The 22236-nt window shown below is 28.2% G+C and carries 23 protein-coding genes; 14 read left to right on the top strand and 9 right to left on the bottom strand.

What is annotated here, in order from left to right; translation table 11 throughout:
* Window positions 1-44 precede the first annotated feature (44 nt).
* The 8 genes from Q4A58_RS02450 to Q4A58_RS02415 all read left to right on the top strand — a co-directional run bounded on the left by Q4A58_RS02450 (window position 45) and on the right by Q4A58_RS02415 (window position 7069).
* On the top strand, window positions 45-1127 hold the full coding sequence (locus Q4A58_RS02450) for an alanine racemase (protein WP_303116311.1): 1083 nt from the start codon (window positions 45-47) through the stop codon (window positions 1125-1127).
* Entirely contained in the window at window positions 1120-1872 is a 753-nt protein-coding gene (locus Q4A58_RS02445) for a DUF368 domain-containing protein (protein WP_303116309.1), read from the top strand. Before Q4A58_RS02450 ends, Q4A58_RS02445 begins: the two co-directional genes overlap by 8 nt.
* Window positions 1873-2119: 247 nt before the next feature.
* Entirely contained in the window at window positions 2120-3196 is a 1077-nt protein-coding gene (prfA, locus tag Q4A58_RS02440) for a peptide chain release factor 1 (RefSeq protein ID WP_303116308.1), read from the top strand.
* Between the two features lie 45 nt (window positions 3197-3241).
* On the top strand, window positions 3242-4366 hold the full coding sequence (gene prmC, locus Q4A58_RS02435; protein ID WP_303116306.1) for a peptide chain release factor N(5)-glutamine methyltransferase: 1125 nt from the start codon (window positions 3242-3244) through the stop codon (window positions 4364-4366).
* Window positions 4347-5378, top strand: a complete 1032-nt coding sequence (queA, locus tag Q4A58_RS02430; protein ID WP_303116336.1) for a tRNA preQ1(34) S-adenosylmethionine ribosyltransferase-isomerase QueA — start codon at window positions 4347-4349, stop codon at window positions 5376-5378. Before prmC ends, queA begins: the two co-directional genes overlap by 20 nt.
* A gap of 15 nt (window positions 5379-5393) precedes the next feature.
* Window positions 5394-5942: a 16S rRNA (guanine(966)-N(2))-methyltransferase RsmD gene (rsmD, locus tag Q4A58_RS02425; RefSeq protein WP_303116304.1), complete on the top strand. Its 549-nt coding sequence runs from the start codon at window positions 5394-5396 to the stop codon at window positions 5940-5942.
* Window positions 5943-5956: 14 nt separating this feature from the next.
* The gene (gene xseB, locus Q4A58_RS02420) at window positions 5957-6169 is read left to right on the top strand and encodes an exodeoxyribonuclease VII small subunit (protein WP_303116302.1); all 213 of its coding nucleotides are present in this window, start codon (window positions 5957-5959) and stop codon (window positions 6167-6169) included.
* Entirely contained in the window at window positions 6170-7069 is a 900-nt protein-coding gene (locus Q4A58_RS02415; RefSeq protein ID WP_303116300.1) for a polyprenyl synthetase family protein, read from the top strand.
* Window positions 7070-7112: 43 nt separating this feature from the next.
* On the opposite strand, the gene Q4A58_RS02410 is transcribed toward Q4A58_RS02415, so the two are convergent.
* Genes Q4A58_RS02410 through Q4A58_RS02390 form a run of 5 tightly spaced genes read right to left on the bottom strand, consistent with a single transcriptional unit; the run spans window position 7113 to window position 12292 of the window.
* Entirely contained in the window at window positions 7113-7973 is an 861-nt protein-coding gene (locus Q4A58_RS02410) for a DMT family transporter (protein WP_303116298.1), read from the bottom strand.
* A 45-nt stretch (window positions 7974-8018) separates the two neighbouring features.
* Window positions 8019-8753 (bottom strand): MipA/OmpV family protein, encoded by a 735-nt coding sequence (locus Q4A58_RS02405; RefSeq protein ID WP_303116297.1) that lies wholly within the window; start codon window positions 8751-8753, stop codon window positions 8019-8021.
* Window positions 8750-10537 carry a polysaccharide deacetylase family protein gene (locus Q4A58_RS02400; RefSeq protein ID WP_303116296.1) on the bottom strand — a complete coding sequence of 596 codons (1788 nt, stop codon included), beginning with the start codon at window positions 10535-10537 and terminating at the stop codon, window positions 8750-8752. The genes Q4A58_RS02405 and Q4A58_RS02400 overlap by 4 nt, the downstream gene beginning before the upstream one ends.
* 15 nt (window positions 10538-10552) lie before the next feature.
* A complete protein-coding gene (locus Q4A58_RS02395; RefSeq protein ID WP_303116294.1) occupies window positions 10553-11446 on the bottom strand; it encodes a radical SAM protein in 894 nt (297 codons plus the stop codon).
* 42 nt (window positions 11447-11488) lie between these two features.
* Entirely contained in the window at window positions 11489-12292 is an 804-nt protein-coding gene (locus Q4A58_RS02390) for a Cof-type HAD-IIB family hydrolase (protein WP_303116291.1), read from the bottom strand.
* 197 nt (window positions 12293-12489) lie between these two features.
* Between Q4A58_RS02390 and nhaC the strand changes: the two genes are divergently transcribed.
* The 5 genes from nhaC to Q4A58_RS02365 all read left to right on the top strand — a co-directional run bounded on the left by nhaC (window position 12490) and on the right by Q4A58_RS02365 (window position 18326).
* A complete protein-coding gene (gene nhaC / locus Q4A58_RS02385; protein WP_303116287.1) occupies window positions 12490-13917 on the top strand; it encodes a Na+/H+ antiporter NhaC in 1428 nt (475 codons plus the stop codon).
* 177 nt (window positions 13918-14094) lie between these two features.
* The gene (locus Q4A58_RS02380) at window positions 14095-15030 is read left to right on the top strand and encodes a nitronate monooxygenase family protein (RefSeq protein ID WP_303116285.1); all 936 of its coding nucleotides are present in this window, start codon (window positions 14095-14097) and stop codon (window positions 15028-15030) included.
* Between the two features lie 193 nt (window positions 15031-15223).
* Entirely contained in the window at window positions 15224-16654 is a 1431-nt protein-coding gene (locus Q4A58_RS02375) for an NAD(P)/FAD-dependent oxidoreductase (RefSeq protein WP_303116283.1), read from the top strand.
* 11 nt (window positions 16655-16665) lie between these two features.
* A complete protein-coding gene (locus Q4A58_RS02370; RefSeq protein WP_303116281.1) occupies window positions 16666-17982 on the top strand; it encodes an NAD(P)/FAD-dependent oxidoreductase in 1317 nt (438 codons plus the stop codon).
* Entirely contained in the window at window positions 17982-18326 is a 345-nt protein-coding gene (locus Q4A58_RS02365) for a DUF1667 domain-containing protein (RefSeq protein WP_303116279.1), read from the top strand. Before Q4A58_RS02370 ends, Q4A58_RS02365 begins: the two co-directional genes overlap by 1 nt.
* Before the next feature lie 211 nt (window positions 18327-18537).
* Here Q4A58_RS02365 and Q4A58_RS02360 read toward each other — a convergent pair whose 3' ends face one another.
* From Q4A58_RS02360 to Q4A58_RS02345, 4 genes are all read right to left on the bottom strand, one after another.
* Complete coding sequence (locus tag Q4A58_RS02360; RefSeq protein ID WP_303116277.1) at window positions 18538-19419, bottom strand: phosphate/phosphite/phosphonate ABC transporter substrate-binding protein; 882 nt, start codon at window positions 19417-19419, stop codon at window positions 18538-18540.
* Window positions 19420-19573: 154 nt separating this feature from the next.
* A complete protein-coding gene (gene mscL, locus Q4A58_RS02355; protein ID WP_303116276.1) occupies window positions 19574-19984 on the bottom strand; it encodes a large-conductance mechanosensitive channel protein MscL in 411 nt (136 codons plus the stop codon).
* A 27-nt stretch (window positions 19985-20011) separates the two neighbouring features.
* Window positions 20012-21103, bottom strand: a complete 1092-nt coding sequence (gene mnmA, locus Q4A58_RS02350; RefSeq protein WP_303116273.1) for a tRNA 2-thiouridine(34) synthase MnmA — start codon at window positions 21101-21103, stop codon at window positions 20012-20014.
* Window positions 21104-21114: 11 nt separating this feature from the next.
* Window positions 21115-21741 (bottom strand): LysE family translocator, encoded by a 627-nt coding sequence (locus tag Q4A58_RS02345; RefSeq protein WP_303116271.1) that lies wholly within the window; start codon window positions 21739-21741, stop codon window positions 21115-21117.
* Window positions 21742-21878: 137 nt separating this feature from the next.
* Here Q4A58_RS02345 and Q4A58_RS02340 point away from each other — a divergent pair, with 137 nt between their 5' ends.
* Window positions 21879-22223 (top strand): hypothetical protein, encoded by a 345-nt coding sequence (locus tag Q4A58_RS02340; protein ID WP_303116269.1) that lies wholly within the window; start codon window positions 21879-21881, stop codon window positions 22221-22223.
* Window positions 22224-22236 lie beyond the last annotated feature (13 nt).

The following is a 22236-nucleotide window of genomic DNA, read 5'->3' as shown; positions in this document are numbered from 1 at the left end:
ATAGAATTAAAGTAGAACTTGTTTTCAATTATAGGGAGGAAAGTATGAGTAATTCATTTTATGCAGTTATTGATAAGGAAGCTTTAAAAAACAATATCGAATATTTAAAAAATTTTAAAAATAAGGATATTCTTCCAGTTATCAAAGCAAATGCTTATGGACATGATATTTTTTTGATTGCAAAGTTATTATATGATTTAAATGTTAAAACTTGGGCTGTTGCTCGTTTATCTGAAGCTTTAGGCTTAATTGAATACTTTAAGACTTTGAGTATAGATGACTTTAGAGTTTTAGTTTTTGAAAGTATAGACAACTATAAAGTTTTGAATGAAAATAAAAATATTTATCCATCTATTAATAATCTTGAAGAGTTTAAAAATGCTCTTGCTAATAATATAGAAACAGAGAGAATGTCTTTAAAAATCGATCTTGGATTTGCAAGAAATGGCATTTCTGAAAATGAAATAGAAAGTTTAAAAAAATTGGCTAAATTTAATGATTGGAAATTTTTTGGAATTTTTTCACACTTATTTTCTGTCGAATATGAAAATGGCTTTAATGTTATAAAAAAATTTACCAATATTGTAAATAGTCTTGGAAAAAATAAGTTTTCTATCATACATTTACAGAATGCTGCTGGAATATATAATTATGATATAGAAATAGTTACGCATCTTAGGACAGGAATGCTTGTTTATGGTTTACAGGAACCTGGATACTATGATACAAATTTAAAACCTGTTTTATTTGAACTTACAGGGAAAGTTGATACAGTTAAATATGCAAATGAAATTGACTATGTAGCATATGAAACTTTAGAGAGCGTAGATGCCTCTACTACTAAAATAGCAAAAATAAAAATTGGCTATGGTGATGGCTTCCCAAAGTGTAATAAAAACACTTATTGTTTAATAAATAAAAAAGAGTATAAAATATCTCAAGTAACTATGGACAACACTTTTATAGAAGTTGATGATAAGGTAAAAGTAGGAGATAGAGTGCAACTTTATCATAGACCAAATGAATTAAAAGCAAAAACTGGCTGTGGAGCTCTTGAGTTATATATTGCTCTTTCTCCACTTAGAATAAAAAGAGTTTTGAAAGGTGAATTGAATACAGATGATTAAACTATTTTTAAAATCTATTATTATAGGAGTAGCAAATATAATTCCTGGTGTTTCTGGAGGAACAATAGCTGTTTTGCTTAATATCTATGATGAATTAGTTGAAAAAATTGGAAATTTTTTGGATGTTGATTTTAAAACAAAAATTGACTATGCAAAATATTTAATAGTTGTCATAATAGGTGCCTGTGTTGGAATTTTATTATTTGCTAATATAATAAAATTTTCTATTACAAATTATCCTAGATTTACATCTCTTGTTTTTTCATTACTTGTAATACCATCTATTCCTTTTATTGTAAAAGGTTTAGATTATAAAAAAAAGAAAAATTTACTTGCTTTTCTCTTTGGAATTATATTTATGCTAATCTTTGTTTTTTTAAGCATCAAATACCCTAAAGAAACTAGCTCACCAATTATTTACACTGTATCTGATATTGGTTGTTTTGGTCGTTCATATTTAATAAAAATATTTATTTGTGGTTTAATTGCAGCAGGAGCAATGATAATACCAGGGATTTCAGGTTCACTATTACTTCTGATGTTAGGAGAATACTATAATATTGTTGCTTTTATAAGTAATTTTACTATTCAGCCTCTATTATTTTTAGGCTTAGGAGTTGCCACTGGATTAGTTCTTTTCTCAAAAATGATAGATTTTTTATTAAAAAATTATAGAGAACTTACTTTATTTTTTATAACAGGTATAGTTACTATGTCTGTTATTCAAATTTGGATTAATATATAAAAATTTCTATGATTTATTTAAATAAGGAAGAATATTTTTTTTGTACTGCACCCTCAATCTTGTTCAATGTTAGGAGTGCAGTACAATTTATTTTATCATTTTTAACTAATTTTCAGAATTTTCTCTAAAAAAATTAAAAAATTTATAGGTAAATATTAAAAAATATGTTTTTATTGAATTTATTTAAGAAAAATATAAAAAATGTGGTATAATATTATGCTTATACATAGATTAAGGAGAGTGTAAAATGTTTGATAAATTAGATGAAGTTGTTGCTAGATATGAAGAATTAAATCAAATGCTCGTAAGCCCAGAGATTCTTGCAGATTCTAAAAAAATGATTGAATGTAATAAAGCAATAAATGAAATTACTGAAATAGTAGATAAGTATAAGGAATATAGAAAATATGTAGATGATATAGAATTTATAAAAGAAAGTTTCAAGACAGAAAAAGATCCTGATATGAAGGAAATGTTGCAGGAAGAATTAAGAGAAGCTGAAGAAAAGATTCCTGAAATTGAAAATCAATTAAAAATATTATTACTTCCTAAAGATAAAAATGATGATAAGAATGTTATTGTTGAAATAAGGGGGGGAGCTGGAGGAGATGAGGCAGCATTGTTTGCTGCGGACTTATTCAGAATGTACTCTAGATATGCAGAGAGAAAAAAATGGAAGGTAGAAATCATTGAAAAACAAGAAGCAAGTGGACTAGGAGGCTTAAAAGAAGTAGCTTTTACGATAATAGGTTTAGGTGCTTATTCAAGACTAAAATTTGAATCAGGTGTACATAGAGTTCAAAGAGTACCTGAAACAGAAGCTTCGGGTAGGATTCATACTTCTACTGCTACTGTTGCAGTTTTACCAGAGATAGAAGATGTTCAGGAAGTTAAGATAGATCCTAAAGATTTAAAAATTGATACATATAGATCAGGGGGAGCTGGAGGACAGCATGTAAATATGACAGATTCTGCTGTAAGAATTACTCATTTACCTACAGGTGTTATAGTACAGTGTCAAGATGAAAGATCTCAATTAAAAAATAGGGAGAAGGCTATGAAACATTTAGCATCTAAACTTTTTGAGATGGAACAAGAAAAACAAAGATCTGAGGTAGAAACAGAAAGAAGGTTGCAAGTGGGTACAGGAGATAGAGCCGAGAAAATTAGAACTTATAATTTTCCACAAGGAAGAATAACTGATCATAGAATAAAATTAACTGTGCATCAACTAGAAGCTTTTTTAGATGGTGATATAGATGAAATGATAGATGCGCTTATCACTTTTCACCAAGCTGAGCTTTTATCAGCATCCGAAGAATAATACTTTTGATTCTTTTTTAAGTAAATTGTGAATATGAGGTAAAAAATGAATTTATTAGAGATATTAAAGTTTGCTGAAGAGTATTTGAAAAAATACTCTTTTTCAAAATCACGCTTGGAAGCAGAAAAATTAGTTTCCTATGTTTTGAACTTAGAGCGTATTGCTCTTTATCTTCATCATGAAAGAAAATTAGAAGAAGAAGAAAAATCTAAGATTAAATATTATTTAAAGAAAATGACAAGTGAAAATAAAAAATTTGATGAAATAAAAGAGGAAAAGAAAAACTTTAAAATAGAAAATTTAGAGATACTAAAAAAATCTATCGACTATTTGGAAAAATTTGGAGTTATTAATGCTAAACTAGAGACTGAATATATCTTTTCAGATGTTTTAAATATCAATAGAAATATTTTAAATCTTTCTATTTCCCGAGAAATATCAGAGGAAAATAAAAAAAAGATAAAAGATATGCTTATAGCACGAGCTAAAAATAGAGAGCCCTTACAGTATATTTTAGGAGAATGGGCTTTCTATGGTCATAATTTTAAAACTGATAAAAGAGCTTTAATTCCAAGAGCAGATACTGAGATTTTAGTGGAACAATGTAAATTGTTAATGTATGATAAAAATTCTTGTGACATATTAGATATAGGTACAGGAAGTGGAGCAATTGCCATAACTTTAGCTAAAGAACTCCCTAATTCTAAGGTTATAGGATTGGATATAAGTCAAGAGGCTCTTGAGCTTGCAAATGAAAATAAAATTTTAAATAAAGTTGAAAATGTAGATTTTATCCTATCTGACCTTTTTAATAAAGTAGAAGATAGAAAATTCGATTTAATAGTATCCAATCCCCCCTATATAAGTAAAGAAGAATTTGAAACTCTTATGCCAGAGGTAAAAAATCATGAACCAAGAAATGCACTTACTGATGAAAGGGATGGACTTTTCTTTTATGAAGAAATAAGTAAGCAAGCTTCTTATTTTTTGAAAGAAGATGGATATTTAGCCTTTGAAATTGGCTATAATCAAGCTGATAATATTAAAGAAATTCTGAAGAAATATGATTTTACGTTGATTTCACTACTAAAAGATTATGGTGGGAATTATCGAGTGGCTATTGGAAGTAAAAAGAAAGTAGATGATGAAGATGTCAACTTATCTGAATGACTATGAATATTTTTTACCAGAAGAGTTAATAGGGCAAATTCCAAGAGAACCAAGAGATCACTCTAAGCTTATGCTTTTAAATAGAGAAAAAGCTACAGTTGAACATAAACATTTTTTTGATATTATTGACTATTTAAAAGAAGGAGATGTGCTTGTTAGGAACTCAACTAAAGTAATACCTGCAAGAGTTTTTGGACACAAATGTACTGGAGGCATTTTAGAGGTATTACTTATTAAAAGGATTGATATAGATAGTTGGGAATGTCTTTTAAAACCAGCTAAAAAATTAAAATTGGGTCAAAAACTTTACATTGGTGAGGATAATTTACTAATAGCTGAATTATTGCAAATTAAAGAAGATGGAAATAGAATTTTAAAATTTTATTATTCTGGAAGTTTTGAAGAAAATTTAGATAAATTAGGTAATATGCCATTACCACCTTATATAACCAAAACTCTAAAAAATAAGGATAGGTATCAAACTGTATATGCAATGAAGGGAGAGTCTGTTGCTGCTCCTACGGCAGGTTTACACTTTACGACTGAACTTTTAAAAAGAATTTCTGAAAAAGGCATAGAAATAGTTGATATATTTTTAGAAGTTGGACTTGGAACTTTTAGACCTGTTCAGACTTTAAATGTCTTAGAACATACAATGCACAAAGAATTATTTGAAATTCCTGAAAAAAGTGCTAATATAATAAATAGAGCAAGGAAAGAAGGAAGAAGAATTATATCTGTTGGAACAACTGTAACAAGAGCTTTAGAATCATCTGTTGATGAGCATGGATATCTAATAGCTCAAAAAAAAGATACAGGTATTTTTATTTATCCTGGATATAAATTTAAAATTGTAGATGCTTTGATAACAAATTTTCACTTGCCTAAATCAACCTTACTTATGTTAGTTTCAGCTCTCTATGATAGAGAAAAAATTCTTGAAGCATACAGGCTTGCTGTAAAAGAAAAATATCAATTTTTCAGTTTCGGAGATGCTATGTTTATATATTAATTTTAGGAGAGTTTTATGAGAATAATAGCTGGTGAAGCAAAAAATAGAAAGTTAAAAACAAGAAAAGGTTTTGATACAAGACCAACTTTAGAAAGTGTTAAAGAATCTCTTTTCTCTATAATTAGTCCCTATTTAGAAAACTCTGTATTCTTAGATTTATTCAGTGGGAGTGGCAGTATAGCACTTGAAGCTATAAGCAGAGGTGCAAAAAGAGCTGTTATGATAGAAAAAGATAGTGAAGCTTTAAGATGTATAATAGAAAATATAGATGCACTTTCTTTCACTGAAAGATGCAGAGCATACAAAAATGATGCTTTGAGAGCTATAGAAATTCTTGGAAGAAAAAATGAAAAATTTGATATAATTTTTATGGACCCTCCTTATCAAGATGAACTTTGTAAAAGAACTTTAAAGCAAATACAAAAGGCTGATATTCTAGCAGAAAATGGACTTATAATATGTGAACATCACCTACATGAAAGTTTAGATGAAGAAATTGCTGGATTTAGAAAGAGTGACGAAAGAAAGTATAATAAGAAGATTTTAACTTTTTATACTAGATAATACAGGAGAAGATTATGAAAAAAAATAGTTTTGAAGAAAATTTGCAGAATTTAGATGAAATCATTGAAAAATTAGAAAGTGGAAGTTTAACTTTAGATGAATCTATAAAAGAATATGAAAATGCTATGAAGATAATAAAAAATGCATCTAAATTCCTAAATGAAGCTGAAGGGAAATTATTTAAAGTCTTAGAAAAGAATGGAGAAATAGATATAGAGGAGATGTAGATGACAGCTGAAAAATTCAAGAGCTATTTAGAAGAAAAAATAATTTTTTTCGAACTTGAAATGGAAAAAGAATTAAGTGAGCTTTTCTATCCAGAGATTATTGCTGAAGGAATGAAATACTCAGTTTTAAATGGTGGAAAAAGAATAAGACCTATTTTACTTTTTGCAACATTGGAACTTTTAGGTGTCAGTATTAAAAGAGGTATAAAATCTGCTATCGCTTTAGAATTTATACATTCTTATTCTTTAGTGCATGATGATCTTCCTGCACTTGATAATGATGAGTATCGACGAGGAAAATTGACAACTCATAAAAAATTTGGGGAGGCTGAAGCTATTTTAATTGGTGATGCACTACTTACTCATGCTTTTTATTTACTATCTGAAAAAAACTTAAATTTCTTAAGTGCAGATAAAATTGTGAAAATAGTTTCAAAAACTTCACTTTATTCGGGAATAAATGGTATGATAGGTGGGCAGATGGTAGATATTAGTAGTGAAAATAAGAATATTGATTTGAGAACTTTAAGATATATTCATAGTCATAAGACAGGAAAACTAATAAAATTACCTATTGAAATTGCATGTATAATAGCAAAAGCAGATTTAAATATTCAAAATATTCTAAGTGAGTATGCTGAACTTATAGGTCTTGCTTTTCAAGTAAAAGATGATATTTTAGATATAGAAGGTTCTTTTGAATATCTTGGTAAAACTATTGGTAGTGATGATAAACTTAATAAATCTACTTATCCTACTCTTTTAGGATTGGAAGAGAGTAAAAATATATTGACACAGACAATAGATAGAGCAAAGAAACTTATAAGTGATAATTTTTCTCTAGATAAAGCAGAAATTTTGATAGCTTTGGCAGATTATATAGAAAATAGAAATAAATAAGGTTGTTGGAGGGATAACTATATCCTTTTCAACAACCTTTTATTTATTCAATTTTTTCTTTTTTCTTGTTGTGCAAGTAAAGATATATAGCTGTTATAATAATTATTGTTCCACCTATTATACTATATGTATCTGGGATTTCACCAAACACAAGATATCCTGCTAACATTCCTGTAAGTATAATGGTGTAATTGTAAATGGACACTTCAGAAGCAGGAGCAAATTTATATGCATAAGTAAGACCGAATTGCCCAAAGGTTGCTGAAACACCTATTCCTATTAAAAACATTAATTCTATCAAATTTGGTTTTATAAAATTTAATAGCATATAGGGCAGTGTTCCTAAGACAGTTGTCAAAGAAAAATAAAAAATTATTACTTCTGCTTCTACCTTATTATTTAAATATCTTATAATAGTATAAGAGAAACCCGCAGTTAATGCCCCAAATAAACCAACTAAACTAGGAAGCAAAGTAAAAGAGTTGCCTGGTTTTACAACAAAGATAACTGCTAATAACATAAATATTATGCCAATTATTTGTTTCTTATCAATTTTCTCTTTTAAAAAATAGCAAGCACAGATTGTAACAAAAACTGGTGATAATTTGTTTAACATGTTAGCATCTGCTATAGTTAAATGTTCTATTGCATAAAAATTAGCAGCCATTCCTAAAGAACCAAATAATGATCTTCCAAATACAAAAGGAATAAATTTTCTATCTATTTTAAGGCTTTTTTTATTTTTCAATATAAAAACAAAAGACATTAAGCAATTTATTAAATTTCTTAAAAAAAGTTTTTCATATATTGGGATATTTGGAATATATTTTATTACTATACTCATAGCTGTAAAACCCATTACTGATACAAGCATCCAAAGAATTCCCTTAGTTTTATTAGTCATTGCTTTCTCCCATTTTAGTTGTTTCTATGTAAAATTCTATTTTCCTTAAAAAGAAAACTTTAGTCCCATACCTACATTAGTAACTACATCATTTTTAATAATAGGAGATCTTCTAACCTCTTTAGAATATTTATCTAAGCTAATATAGGCAAATGCTGAGAAAGCTCTATTAAAATAATATTCTGAGTAGATGCCAGCTCCTACTGAGTATGAATTATCGGGTTTATAGCTTTCTTTTATAGCTTTTCCCAGTTCGTTATCAGCAATACCAAAATAATATCTTGTATATTTTTTTTCAAAATACTTACTGTTGATATTAGGAATCAGTATAAAATTTTCAGAAATTTTTATTACTTTTGATAATTCTAATTTTCCATGTGTTCCTCTTTTACCTCCTTCAAGTGAAGTACTTAAATTTATTTTTTCACCAACTATATTTAAAGGGGCATCTAATTTTATTCCAGCTGTTATTTGCTTCTTTCTTTCATTTATAGTTTTGTAACCATAGTCCATATTAGAAGCTTTTATTGAGTGACCATCTTGAAAATTACCATATACGGATAGATCCAAAACATCAGTATTTAAAAATTTATATCCAACTTTAAAGCCATTTATATAGAAATTATCATAGTTAACTTTTACATAAGGAAGAAACATTGTATCTTCACTCCCTCTATATAATCCACTTTGTTTTCCCACTACTCCTCCTACAGAAACAGTATTTGCAAAAGTAGAACTTGCGAAAACTAACAAACTTATTAAAATATATGATTTTTTCATTTTTTTTCCTCCCTTTTTATTTTTATAAAGTTGTAATTTCCTTTAACTTTTCTTTTAAAACTTCTAAGATTAGTATTAGGAAAAATAGCTATTCTTCTTATTTGATAAAAATCATCTGAGATACAAACAGAGCCAGAATCAGTTGCCAGAGCAAATATATATCCTGCTTTTTTTGCCATTTTTTTAGCATATTCATTCAATATTCCATAAGGATAGGCAAAACTTATTATATTTTGACCTATTTTTTCTTCTAATATTTTTTTGCAACATATAACTTGTTGTTCTATTTCTTTCTCACTTATTTTATTTATTTTAGGATGGTTGAAAGTATGAGCACCAAATTCTATCCCATATTCCTGCATTTCTAAAATCATTTCTTTAGTCATTAAAGGGAATTTTTTTTCATTGCTTGCCTCAACATCCCATTCATTATATGTTGATTCTGCCATTAAGAAGATAGTAGCCTTAAAATTAAATTCTTTTAGAATAGGAAAGGCTAGGTCAAAATTATCGACATAACCATCATCAAAAGTTATTATTATATATTTTTTATTTAAATCAAATCTCTTTCTCCAAGAAATTTTTTCAAAGTCTTTAAATGTTATGGGCTCATAATTATTATCTTTTAAATATTTCATATGTTCTCTAAAGCTATTTTCATAGATATAGGTTCCATGTACACCTTCATTTTCAGAAGAATTAATAACTCTATGATACATTAGAATTGGAACCTCCCATCTTCGTTTTTGAACATATAAAGAGAAATATTTTTTCTCTATTTTATCAACTATATTTTGAAGGTTAACTTCAGAAAATACAACTTCTTTTAAGTTTTCTTTTTCAGTGTCAGAAAGCTTCAAAGCATTTTTTATATCATTTAAAAAAATATCAACTTCTATCTTAGCATATTTGAAATTACTAATATCTCCAAAATTTGAAGAAAATGCCATTTCTAAATTATTGTTTTGAACAAGCCCTAAGTATTCTGTTTCTCCTACAGCTATAACTGGAACTTTATTCAGTATTGCTTCCATAGCAACTCTTCCAGCACCAATTATAATATCTGAGCTTAAAATTTTTTCTTGTATATCTGGGATATAACCTAAAAATTCAATTCCTTCTTTTTTAAGAGGAAGAAATCTTTTAGGTATATCTTTTCCACCTATAACTCTCACTTTGTAAGTATCAAGTAATTTTTGTTGGCTAAAAATATTTAGTATATCGTAGGCTACATCACCCTTAGGGCCTGATAGCCTTCCTATAATTGATACAACTATTTCCTTATTTTCTTTTTTAGGAAGTAGTTTTTCAGAGAAGTTTATGGGATTTCTAAGTACAGTAATTTTTTCTTTTGTAAAACCTATATCTTTTTCAAGATGATTTTTTATATTTTCACATACGGCTATGCTATGTTCTCCAAAACCTTTTATTATCTTTCGACTTAAGTGCACTGGTTGTTTTCCATGAGTTGTAGTTATTAAGGGAATATTTGTAAGCTTACATGCTATTTGGCAACTCCATGAAGAAGCCCTTGAATGAGCATGTACAATGTGTATATCATTTTCTTTAATAATTCTTACAAGTGTTTTAATATGACTTAATCTATTAGCAAGACTTCTTTTATTAAACTCTAATTTTATATATTTAGCTTTAGTGTTTGTAGATAGAGTGTCAGAAACTATAAAAACTTTATTTCCTCTTGTTGTTAGTTCATCTGCAATGGTAGTAGCATAAATTTCAGCTCCTGTAACCTCTAGTTGAGATAAAGCCATTAATATATTCATAGCGATATCACCTCTCTATAAAAATCTATAATTGTTCACATCTATAGCCTCATGTTCTATTGCATTATCTATTTCAGCAATCATCCTATCTATATCATCAGGTAAATTTCCTTTTAAATTTAAATAGTTAGATGCATGGTTTGCTCTAAATATTACTTTTCTTGTAAATTTTTCTCTATCCATACTTGCTAAAGTAAGTTTCATTTCTTTTAAAACTTCTACTCCTTCTAAGTAATCATATTTTCCTTCCTGCATAAGCTTGTATAATTCAGTTCCTTCATACAGTCTTAAATTTAAAATACTGGCATATTTAGGAGAAATTTCTTGAATTATTTTTGCTGTGTTGATTGCATGGTTTTTATTATCTTGATATTTTCCCATAAGACCCGCTATAAGTGTTATTGAAAGTTCAATACCAGTATTCATTATTTTTTTTGATAATTCAACGATCTTCTCAGCTTTAATTCCCTTTTTTATGAATTTAAGAGCCTCATTATCACCACTTTCAACTCCTAAATAAACTAATGTTAATCCTTTTTCGTAGAGAAGTTTTAATTCGTCTGTACTTTTTTGGTGTATAGCAATAGCTGTACCATATACCGATACTCTTTGACATTCTGGAAACACCAATTTAATATAGTCTAAAATTTCAGCAAGAATTTTAGTTGGAACAATAAGTGCATCCCCATCAGCTAAAAATATTTTGTCCACAGGTCTGTTTTTATAAATTGCTCTAAAAGTATCTATTTCTTTTTTGATTTCTTCTACAGGTTTTATAACAAATTTTTTATCTTTATACATACTACAAAAAGTGCATCTATTATGAGAACAACCTAATGTTATTTGAATTATAAGACTGTAAGCTTCACTTGGTGGTCTGTATAATGGAAAATCATATAAATCATACATAAATTTTAACGCTCCTCTTAATTAAGTAATAACTAAAATTTTTTAATTTTGTAAAAAAATTTCTTCTAATTTTTTTGCGACACCATCTTCATTACAATTGCCAATAATTTCTAATTCTGGTAATTTTTCTTTAAGTCTTGGATTAGCATTATCCATGATAAATCCTCTTCCGACTATACTTAACATTTCATAATCATTGAGTCCATCGCCAAAGGCAACTATATTCTCCAAAGGAATGTTTAGATAAGTTGCTATTTTTTTTATAGTATTTCCTTTATTTGTACCTTTTTTTAGTAATTCTATACAAAATGAAGATGATAGAGTTATAGTTAAATCTTCAGAAAATTCTTCTCTTAACCGATGCTCTAAAACTTCTATTTTATTCTCTTTAGCTAGGTAGAAAAATTTTGTTATATCATGATTTTTAAACCTATCAAAATTTTCTATTTTATATGGAAAACCAGATTCTGCGTGAAATTCATCTAGTCCTTCTATTTTATACTCTATATACCAGTTGCCATTTTTGTAGATATTTCTATGATATTCTTTTTTATCAACCTCAAAATCTAAGATTTTATTTACATATTTTTCTGAAATTTTTTCTGATATTATTTCTTCATCATTCTCATTATGTACAACAGCACCATTAGAAGTTACTAAAAAAGATTTTAAACCTAATTGATTTTTAAAAAATTTTGCATCTAAATATGGTCTTCCTGTAGCTATAACAAAAATTATTCCCTTTTCATTTAACTTAGAAATTATATTTTTACTATATTCTGATATTGTGTGATTTGATGTGAGCAAGGTTCCATCCATATCACAAATTACTAATTTATATTGCATATCTTCTCCTATCTGTATTTTTATTTATCATTTATTATAACACAAAATTAAGTTTTTTGTGAATTTTCTGAATAATCGCACAGTTTTAAATATATTTTATATATTTAATATTTAAAAAATATATATTTTACAAATGTTGAGAATAAGATAAAATTTAATAAAATATTTTTTATCAAAAAATAAAAAAGGAGTTGGATATGATGAGAATAAAAAGGAAGCCTAGTCTTTTTATTGCAGTTTTGCCTTTTATTTTTTTAATTATTGTTATGCTTTTAGGAACTATTGTCTATGAATCACCTGCACAAATCCCTTTAATACTTGGAATAAGTTTTACTTGTATATTAGGATATTTTTTAGGTTATTCTTATGAGGAAATTGAAGAATCTATGATAGAAACTAATAAAATGGGTTTACAAGCTAATTTTATTATGTTAATAGTAGGCTGTTTAATTGGTTCTTGGATTATTGGTGGAATCGTTCCAGGTATGATATATTACGGATTAAATTTATTCACTCCTAGAATTTTTTTGATAGTTCTTCCAATTATGTGTGCAATAATTAGCGTTTCAACAGGAAGTGCATGGACTACGGCTGGGACAATGGGGACAGCCGCAATGGGAATAGGAATAGGTATGGGAATCCCAGCACCATTGGTAGCTGGAGCCGTTGTTACTGGAGCATCATTTGGTGATAAATTATCTCCTTTGTCTGATAGTACAAACCTTGCAGCTGCAACAGCGGAAGCTAATTTATTTGAACATGTTAGGCATATGTTAAAAACAACTATTCCAAGTTTTATAATAGCACTTCTTATTTTTTCATTTTTAGGAAAAAATTTTGGAAATTCTGACATTGATAATCAAGCTATTGTTGATATTACAAAAACAATTGCAGCTAATTTTAAAATTACTCCTCTAGTTTTTATTCCACCTTTAATTATAATTATAGTCATCTTTTTAAAGATTCCTCCAGTACCAGGAATGCTTATAGGTACAATTGCAGGAATTGCTATGTCTTTTTATCAGGGGGTAGATTTACAAACTATAATTACAGTATTATATGAAGGACCTAGTTTAGATACAGGAAATGCAGTTGTTGATAAACTTTTAAATAGAGGTGGCTTACTTTTTATGATGGAAACAATTTCTTTGGTGATTTGTGCTTTAGCTTTTGGAGGAGCAATAAAGGCAATTGGATGTGTAGACACAATTATTGAAACTATTTTAAAGCATTTAAGAAGAAGAGGATCAATTATGACTTCCAATGTTTTAATGTGTATATTATGTAATTTTGTTGCAGCTGATCAATACATGTCTATAGTTATACCAGGACAAATGTATAAAAAAGTTTATAAGAAATTAAATTTAGCACCTGAAAATTTATCAAGAACACTGGAAGATGCAGGAACACTTACTTCAGGATTAGTACCATGGTCAACTTGTGGTGCCGTATATTTTGCCACTTTAGGTGTAAGTGCTTTTCAATATGGAAGGTATCATATACTTGGTTTAGCGAATCCAATAGTAGCCATAATCTATGCTTATTTTTTAATTTGTTTAAATCCGTTGGACAGAAATAAACCAATTAAAGATAGATTAACAGAGGAAGATATAAAAGATTTATAAATTAGAGAATTTACTAATTTATTAAATAGTGTGAAAAATATAAAACAATGCATTCTTTTTTTAATAAAAAAATTTTGTTTTTAATATATCAATAAATATTTTTCTTTCATTATCTTTAAACTTATGCTATAATATTTTCATAAAAAATAACACTTGTTATTTAATGGAGGTAATTAAATGTTAAAGATAGGAAATGTAGAAATAGAAGTACCAATTTTTCAAGGAGGTATGGCAATTGGAATCTCAATGTCTAATTTAGCTGCAGCAGTGAGCAATGAAGGAGGGCTTGGACTAATTGCTGGGACTGGACTTTCAAAATTGGAATTAAAAAAACAAATTGAGGATGCAAAAAGCAAATTGAAAGATGCTAAAAAGGTCTTAGGAGTCAATATAATGTTTGCTGCAAGTAATTTTATGAAATTAGTAGATGCTGCAATCGAAGGAGGAGTAGAGTTTATAGTTTTTGGAGCTGGCTTCTCTCGTGATATTTTTGAATATGTAAAAGGGACAAAAACTCAAGCAATTCCGATAGTTTCCTCTTTAAAACTTGCAAAAATTGCAGAGAAATTAGGGGCACCTGCTGTTGTAGTAGAAGGAGCTAATGCAGGAGGGCATTTAGGTACGGATCTTGATTCATGGGACATAGTTCCTGAAATAGCTCAAAATTTGTCTATTCCTGTTATAGGTGCAGGTGGAGTAATTACCCCAGAAGATGCAGCAAGAATGCTTTCAATTGGAGCAGTTGGAGTTCAAATGGGCAGTAGATTTGTAGCTTCAGAAGAGTGTGAGGTTAGTAGAATTTTTAAAGAAATGTATGTTAACCTAAAAAAAGGTGATATAATACAAATAATGAGTTCTGCTGGTCTTCCTGCTAATGCGATTATAAGTCCTTATGCAAAAAAAGTTATAGATGAGGTAACTGAGTTTCCTAAAAACTGTTTTGCATGCTTAAAAAAATGCACTAAGAAGTTTTGTGTAAATGAAAGACTTGTAATGGCACACGATGGAGACTTAGATGAAGGAATTTTTTTCGCGGGTAGAGATGCTTGGAAAATAGATGAAATATTACCTGTTAAAGAAATTATGGATAGATTCAAAAAAGTATTTAAGTAAAGTATCATAGAGAATTTGGTATATTATAAAAAATATTCAATATATTTAATTATACCTTGACAAAAAATAAAAAAAAATGTAATATAAAATAGCAAAAATAAATAATCTGACTAGTGTATATGTGTGTCATGTAAAAAGTGGAAGAGATTCTATACTTTTTTCATGACCTTTATTTTTTTAAGGAGGAAACGATATGTTTGATGTTGCTATAATTGGTAGTGGAATTATGGGAGCTGCTGTTGCACGAGAATTATCAAAATATAATTTAAGTATTGTAATAATAGAAAAAGATAATGATGTTTCTTGTGGAACTACGAAAGCTAACTCTGCAATAGTGCATGCTGGTTATGATGCCAAAGAAGGAAGTCTTATGGCTAAATATAATGTTGCTGGAAATGCTATGTATGAAGAGCTTTGTAAAGAAGTTGATGCTCCTTTTAGAAAAGTAGGTTCTTATGTATTGGCTTTTTCTGAAAAAGAAAGAGAGCATTTAGAACTTCTTTACAAAAGAGGAATTGCAAATGGAGTACCTGAACTTGAAATAATTGAAGCTGAAGAAATTCAAAAAAGAGAACCTTATGTTAGCAAAGAAGCTGTTGCAGCTTTATATGCTGGAACTGCTGGTATTACTGGTCCATGGGAATTTACTATAAAACTTATAGAAAACGCTATGGAAAATGGTGCAGAGCTAAAATTAAATTCAGAAGTAATAAATATAAAAAAAATTGATGATTATTTCGAGATAAATTTAAGAAATGGAGAGATTATAAAATCAAAAACAGTTATAAATGCTGCTGGAGTTTTTGCCGATATTTTAAATAATATGGTATCAAAGAAAACTTTTAAAATAATTCCTAGAATTGGAGAATACTATTTGCTTGATAAATCTCAAGGTTATTTAACTGATAGTGTAATATTTCAATGTCCTAATGAAATGGGAAAAGGGATTTTAGTGGCAAAAACAGCTCATGGAAATATAATTTCAGGTCCAACAGCTTCTGATGTCAGTGATAGAAACTACGTTGGAAGTTCTGCAGAAGCCTTAGAACAAATTAGAAATACCGCAGTTAAAAGTATAAAAGATATTAACTTTAGAGATAATATAAGAAACTTTTCTGGACTTAGAGCTGAAGCTGACACTGGAGATTTTATTTTAGGTGAGGCAGAAGATGTAAAAGGATTTTTTAATATGGCAGGAACTAAATCACCTGGTCTAACATCAGCACCTGCTATGGCTGTTGATTTGGCAGATATGGTAGTTAAAAGTTTAGGAAATATAAGTAAAAAAGAAAATTTTATACAAAATAAAAAACATATTTACTTTATTGAACTTTCTGCAGAAGAAAAAGCAGAGCTTATAAAAAAAGATCCAAAATATGGAAGAATAATTTGTAGGTGTGAGAATATAACTGAGGGTGAAATTGTTGATGTAATTCATAGAAAATGTGGTGGAAGAACTTTAAATGGCATTAAAAGAAGATGTAGGCCAGGTGCAGGAAGATGTCAAGGTGGATTTTGTGGACCTCGTGTTCAAGAAATATTGGCTAGGGAGCTAAATCAAAAACTAGATGATATATTACTTGAAGAAAAAGGCTCTTATATTTTAACTGGGGAAACAAAATAGGAGGAAACGATATGAAATATGATTTAGTAGTGGTAGGTGGTGGACCTGCTGGTCTTGCAGCTGCAGTTGAAGCAAAAAAAAATGGAATTGATAGTATTTTAGTAATTGAAAGGGCAAAAGAATTAGGTGGAATACTGCAACAATGTATACACAATGGTTTTGGATTACATGAATTTAAAGAAGAATTAACTGGACCTGAATATGCACAGAGATTTATTGATCAATTGAGAGAACAAAATATTGAATATAAACTGGATACTATGGTTTTAGAAGTTTCTCCTGAAAAAGTAGTACAAGCAATAAATAGTGAAGATGGATATATGATTATAGAAGCTAAAGCTGTTGTTTTAACTATGGGTTGCCGTGAGAGAACAAGGGGAGCTATAGCGATTCCAGGTGATAGACCAGCTGGTGTATTTACTGCTGGTGCAGCTCAAAGATATATTAATATGGAAGGATATATGGTTGGAAAAAGAGTTGTAATCTTAGGTTCAGGCGATATAGGACTTATTATGGCTAGAAGACTTACACTTGAGGGAGCAAAAGTTTTAGCAGTAGCAGAATTAATGCCTTTTTCAGGTGGACTTATGAGAAATATAGTTCAATGCTTGGAAGATTATGATATTCCTTTGTACTTAAGTCATACTGTAGTTGATATAATAGGAAAAGATAGAGTAGAAAAAGTTATTATAGCTAAGGTTGATGAAAATAAGAAACCTATTCCTGGAACAGAAATAGAATATGAATGTGATACTTTACTTCTTTCAGTTGGTTTAATACCTGAAAACGATATTTCAAGAGCAACAGGTATTGAAATGGATAGAAGAACAAGTGGACCTATAGTTAATGAATTAATGGAAACTAATATCTCTGGAATATTTGCAGCAGGAAATGTTGTACATGTTCATGATCTTGTAGATTTTGTTAGTGGTGAATCAAGAAAAGCTGGAAAAGCTGCAGCTAGATATATAAAAAATGAAATAGAAGACGGAGAATATATAAATTTAAAAAATGGAAATGGTATAGTATATACAGTTCCGCAAAAAGTTAGAGTGGAGAACATAGAAAAGTCTTTAGAAGTTTTTATGAGAGTCAATAGAATTTTTAAAAATGTAAAATTAGAAGTAAGAGCTGGTGATGAGATTCTTATGTCAACTAAGAAAAATCATATGGCTCCAGGAGAAATGGAAAGACTCCTAATATCTAAGAAAAAATTAGAAAATTTAAAAGGAAAAGATATAATATTTGAAATAGTAGAAGGAAAACAAATTGTTTCTTGTACTAGTTATGATAGCTGTACAATAGAACAAATTGGAGGGGATAAGTAATGAAAAAGGAAATGATATGTATAGTTTGTCCTGTTGGTTGCCATATAAACGTTGATACAGAAACTTTAGCTGTCGAGGGAAATGCATGTCCAAGAGGAGCTGTCTATGGAAAAGAAGAGTTAACAGATCCTAAAAGAGTTGTAACATCTACTGTAAAAATAAAAAATGCTTTGGATTATAGATGTCCAATTAAAACAACTGCAGGGATACCAAAGAATATGAATTTTAAATTGATGGATGAATTGAAGAAAATTGAACTGACTGCACCTGTTAAAAGAGGAGATATAATAATTGAAAATGTTTTTAATACAGGTGTAAATGTTGTAGTTTCTAAAGATATGTAAACAAATTTAAGATTTCTGAGAGTATGAACTTTTTTCTGTAAATTCTATCTTCTATGATTAGAATTTTTTAGTTAACTTTAATATATTAGTTTAATATTTTTAATATGTCAAGATTAAGGTATTCTAAAATGAGTACCTTTTTCTTTTTTAGGATTCAAATCTACACTCTCATAAAAAGTGGGGCTGTTGAAATATAGCCCCTTCTTATTTTTTATTTTACTTTTTCAATATCTATACCTAATTTTTCTAATTTAATTCTTATATTATCATAATTGTTTTTATCAGCTTCTTGAAATCCCTTTAATCCAAAAAGATTTAAAAGAAGTTCCTGACCTTCCTTCTCTTCTGTTATATCTATGAAAGCTTGTTTTATTTTATTTTTTGTAGAATCATCAATTTTTGAAGAAACAGTTAAAGTAACTCCAGGTATCAAATCACTCTTTTCTATTATTTTAGTTTTTTTCTCTATTTCTGGAAATTCTTTTGAGAATTTTTTAAAAGCATTTTCATATGTTCCTATTGCATCTACATCGCCATTAATAAGAAGCTGTAAAGCTTTATCATGACCACCAGCAAATTGATATCTAATATCTCTTTCTATATCTATTCCATTATCCATTAGTATGACTGCTGGAAATATGTAACCTGAAGTTGATGAAGGGTCTACAAAAGCTATTTTTTTTCCTTTTAAATCAGAAACTTTTTCAATTCCTAAATCATTTCTAACAATTAGTACAGAATAATAACCTGGTTCATTATTTTTATTTAAACTTGTAAGTAGAGCTTCAGAACCATGTTTTTTATTAGCAAGTATATAGGCGAATGGAGGTATCAAAGCAAAATCAATTGTCCCTGTTCCCAAGGCCTCAACTACTCCTATATAATTAGTTGCAATAAAGCCTTCAACTTTTTTTCCTATTTTTTCAGTTAACATATTATGTAAAGGTGCAGTTTCCTCAATTAATTTCTCAGAATTACTTAAAGGTACAAGTCCCATAACAAGAGCTTTTTCTTCTTTTTTCTTTCCACATCCTAATAATAAGATTAAAATTGAAAGTATTATGCTTGTAAATAAAATCAATCTTTTCTTCAAAATGTATACCTCCTAATTAATATTATATTTATATCATACTTTATATATTTCTATTGTCAAGAGTATTTTAAAATTCATTTTAATAATAATTTATGCATTTTTAATTAAAAAAGAGAGTGTTTAATAAAAAACAACTCTCATTTATTATTTAAAATTACTTATCAGCCATTTTTGTTAAGGCATCTCTAATTTCAGTTAATAGAACTTCTTCTTTAGATGGTGCTGGTGGAGCAGGTGCAGGCTCTTCTTTCTTTTTGCTTAGATTATTTATAAGCTTTATAAATACAAAAATACAGAATGCTATAATTAAAAAGTTTATTATTTCTTGTAAGAAAACTCCATATTTAATAGAAGCTTGTTCAACTCCTTCAGCAGCTTCCCCTAATTTGTATTCCAAAGAAGTGATATCAATATTTCCCAAAGCTATACCTAAGATAGGCATCATAACATCATTAACTAGGCTTGTTACAATTTTTCCAAATGCACCTCCAATTATAACCCCAACTGCCATGTCAATCAAGTTTCCACGCATAACAAATGTTTTAAATTCTTTAAAGAATCCCATTTTTTTACCTCCTATTTTTAAAAATGTTTATTTTTTAATAAAGCCTCCCGCTATTACAGAACCTTCATTATTATAAAATACTATACCCTGACCAGGAGTAACAGCTCTAACAGTATTATCTATTAATTTAACAATAAAATCTTCTCCAGACTTTTTTAAAATACATTTATGTAAGATGTCTCTTGATCTTGTTTTTACAAAGCATTCTAAATTATCTAAAGATTCTATGTTTGTTTGTAAAAATAAATTGATATTTGTAGCAATAAGTTCATCTTTATTTAAATCTTCGTTACTTCCAACTATTATACTATTAGTTTTTACATCAAATTCTAAAACATATAAAGGTTTATCTGTTGCTATTCTTAAACCTTTCCTCTGCCCTATAGTATAGAATGAAAAACCTTCATGTTGCCCAAGGACTTTTCCATTTTTATCAATTATATTTCCTTTTTTAATTGCAGTACCTTTTGAATTTTCTATTAAAAATTCTTTTAATTTTCCATCTTTAACAAAACATATTTCTTGAGAATCTTTTTTAGAATAAACTCTTACCCCTAATTCTTTAGCTAATTCTCTTAGTTTAGGTTTTTCCAAATCACCAACTGGGAAAATAATATTTTTAAGTTTTTCTTTTTTTACCTGTGCTAAAAAATATACCTGATCTTTATTTCCATCATCTCCTGCAGTCAGTGCACCATTTTTTAGTTTAGTATAATGCCCTGTTGCCATATAAGAGGCACCTTTATCTAATATAAAATCAAGTAATTTACCAAATTTTATATGTCTGTTACATACCATACAAGGATTAGGAGTTCTTCCATTCATATATTCATTTATAAAGTAATTCATAACTTTTTCTTTAAAATCGTCTCTAACATCTAAAACATAGTGTTCTATTCCCAAATCTTCACATACTTTTTTAGCATCTGAGTCTTCATCATTAAAGGTTTTCATAGTTACGCCAAATATTTTATATCCCTGCTCTTTTAAAATATAAGCGACTGTTGAGCTATCAACACCTCCACTCATAGCTACTCCTATTACTTTATTTTGATTCTCTGGATTAAATTTTACATATTTTTTAAATTCCAGTGAAATATTTTTATTTATGTTAGTCATCTGTTTCCTCTCTAAAAACTTAGCCATTTAAACAAAGTTTTAATAACTAAGATTAGTGAAAATGTAAATAATAAAATATTAACTCCTTTTATTAACTTTGACATTCTCTTTTTATTTAAATTTTTTCTAAAGCCTGCAAATATACGAGTAGTAAAAAACCACATTGTAGCTCCACCTATAAAAACTCCTAATAAAGTTTCATATATATGAGTAGAACTTTCATCATTGTAAACTTTAAGTGTAGTGAAAATGACAGTTATCATTACTATACTTGTTATATTTGCAAGAGCAAAAAATATACCTGTAAAATAATTTTGTACCATATTTTTTATTTCTACTCTTACTTCTTTTATCTCTGTTTTGGATAATATTTTTTTTAAGGCTATATACATTAAAAATAATCCTATAATTAGAGTAAGAAAATATTCATATTTTATGATTATTGTTTCAACTTTTGAAATAAAGAGTAAAGAAATTATTGCATATAAAACATCAATTGTAACCATTCCCATTGCAGCCATATAGCCCTTCCAACGACCTTCTACCATTGTAAGTTCTATACAATATAGCCCAACAGGTCCAAATGGCAATGATAATATTATTCCTGTTATAATTCCCTTTAGTAATGAAAGCCCCAAGTTTCTTCTCCTTCTATATAAACATTTTTAACAATTACTTTTTATTTTAACATAATTATTAATTTTTTTCTATAATTAAAATTAGAAATTATGCTATAATAAGCATAAGTAAATTTTAGAAAAAAGGATGTTGCATAATGACAGAACTAGAAATAAAAATTATAGAATTTTTGCTTTCTGCTGCCGTATATAGTGAAACTGCAATAATGAAAAACTTAGGAATTGATGAAAAGACTTTAAAACAAAGTTTTTTGATTCTTGAAAAAAATGGCTATATTGAACCTTACGATGTATTTATAAAAAGAGAGCAATTAAATGAAATAAGTGATTGCTGTAAAACTAAATCATTTAGTTCTTGCTCTTCATGTAAAGTATCAAACAATTGTACTTCAAATTGCTGTTCAAGTAATATTTTTAGTAATATAGAAGATTTTTCAAAAATAAAAGTTTTAACTAATAAGGCAATAGATTTGTTCCTTTAAAAATGCAAAAGCT

The organism is Fusobacterium sp. (assembly GCF_030528405.1).
GTDB lineage: Bacteria > Fusobacteriota > Fusobacteriia > Fusobacteriales > Fusobacteriaceae > Fusobacterium.
The sequence above is the reverse complement of the archived record's forward strand: the minus strand, read 5'-3'. Positions and strand labels throughout refer to the sequence as shown.

What these genes read in the sequence shown, in the direction of transcription:
- rsmD (WP_303116304.1), top strand. Translation starts at nt 5,394, where the DNA reads ATGAGAATAATAGCTGGTGAAGCAAAAAATAGAAAGTTAAAAACAAGA.
- mnmA (WP_303116273.1), bottom strand. Translation starts at nt 21,103, where the DNA reads ATGACTAACATAAATAAAAATATTTCACTGGAATTTAAAAAATATGTA.
- Q4A58_RS02415 (WP_303116300.1), top strand. Translation starts at nt 6,170, where the DNA reads ATGACAGCTGAAAAATTCAAGAGCTATTTAGAAGAAAAAATAATTTTT.
- Q4A58_RS02400 (WP_303116296.1), bottom strand. Translation starts at nt 10,537, where the DNA reads ATGAATATATTAATGGCTTTATCTCAACTAGAGGTTACAGGAGCTGAA.
- xseB (WP_303116302.1), top strand. Translation starts at nt 5,957, where the DNA reads ATGAAAAAAAATAGTTTTGAAGAAAATTTGCAGAATTTAGATGAAATC.
- nhaC (WP_303116287.1), top strand. Translation starts at nt 12,490, where the DNA reads ATGATGAGAATAAAAAGGAAGCCTAGTCTTTTTATTGCAGTTTTGCCT.
- queA (WP_303116336.1), top strand. Translation starts at nt 4,347, where the DNA reads ATGTCAACTTATCTGAATGACTATGAATATTTTTTACCAGAAGAGTTA.
- Q4A58_RS02370 (WP_303116281.1), top strand. Translation starts at nt 16,666, where the DNA reads ATGAAATATGATTTAGTAGTGGTAGGTGGTGGACCTGCTGGTCTTGCA.
- Q4A58_RS02395 (WP_303116294.1), bottom strand. Translation starts at nt 11,446, where the DNA reads ATGTATGATTTATATGATTTTCCATTATACAGACCACCAAGTGAAGCT.
- Q4A58_RS02375 (WP_303116283.1), top strand. Translation starts at nt 15,224, where the DNA reads ATGTTTGATGTTGCTATAATTGGTAGTGGAATTATGGGAGCTGCTGTT.
- mscL (WP_303116276.1), bottom strand. Translation starts at nt 19,984, where the DNA reads ATGGGATTCTTTAAAGAATTTAAAACATTTGTTATGCGTGGAAACTTG.
- prmC (WP_303116306.1), top strand. Translation starts at nt 3,242, where the DNA reads ATGAATTTATTAGAGATATTAAAGTTTGCTGAAGAGTATTTGAAAAAA.
- Q4A58_RS02445 (WP_303116309.1), top strand. Translation starts at nt 1,120, where the DNA reads ATGATTAAACTATTTTTAAAATCTATTATTATAGGAGTAGCAAATATA.
- prfA (WP_303116308.1), top strand. Translation starts at nt 2,120, where the DNA reads ATGTTTGATAAATTAGATGAAGTTGTTGCTAGATATGAAGAATTAAAT.
- Q4A58_RS02405 (WP_303116297.1), bottom strand. Translation starts at nt 8,753, where the DNA reads ATGAAAAAATCATATATTTTAATAAGTTTGTTAGTTTTCGCAAGTTCT.
- Q4A58_RS02390 (WP_303116291.1), bottom strand. Translation starts at nt 12,292, where the DNA reads ATGCAATATAAATTAGTAATTTGTGATATGGATGGAACCTTGCTCACA.
- Q4A58_RS02410 (WP_303116298.1), bottom strand. Translation starts at nt 7,973, where the DNA reads ATGACTAATAAAACTAAGGGAATTCTTTGGATGCTTGTATCAGTAATG.
- Q4A58_RS02340 (WP_303116269.1), top strand. Translation starts at nt 21,879, where the DNA reads ATGACAGAACTAGAAATAAAAATTATAGAATTTTTGCTTTCTGCTGCC.
- Q4A58_RS02365 (WP_303116279.1), top strand. Translation starts at nt 17,982, where the DNA reads ATGAAAAAGGAAATGATATGTATAGTTTGTCCTGTTGGTTGCCATATA.
- Q4A58_RS02380 (WP_303116285.1), top strand. Translation starts at nt 14,095, where the DNA reads ATGTTAAAGATAGGAAATGTAGAAATAGAAGTACCAATTTTTCAAGGA.
- Q4A58_RS02450 (WP_303116311.1), top strand. Translation starts at nt 45, where the DNA reads ATGAGTAATTCATTTTATGCAGTTATTGATAAGGAAGCTTTAAAAAAC.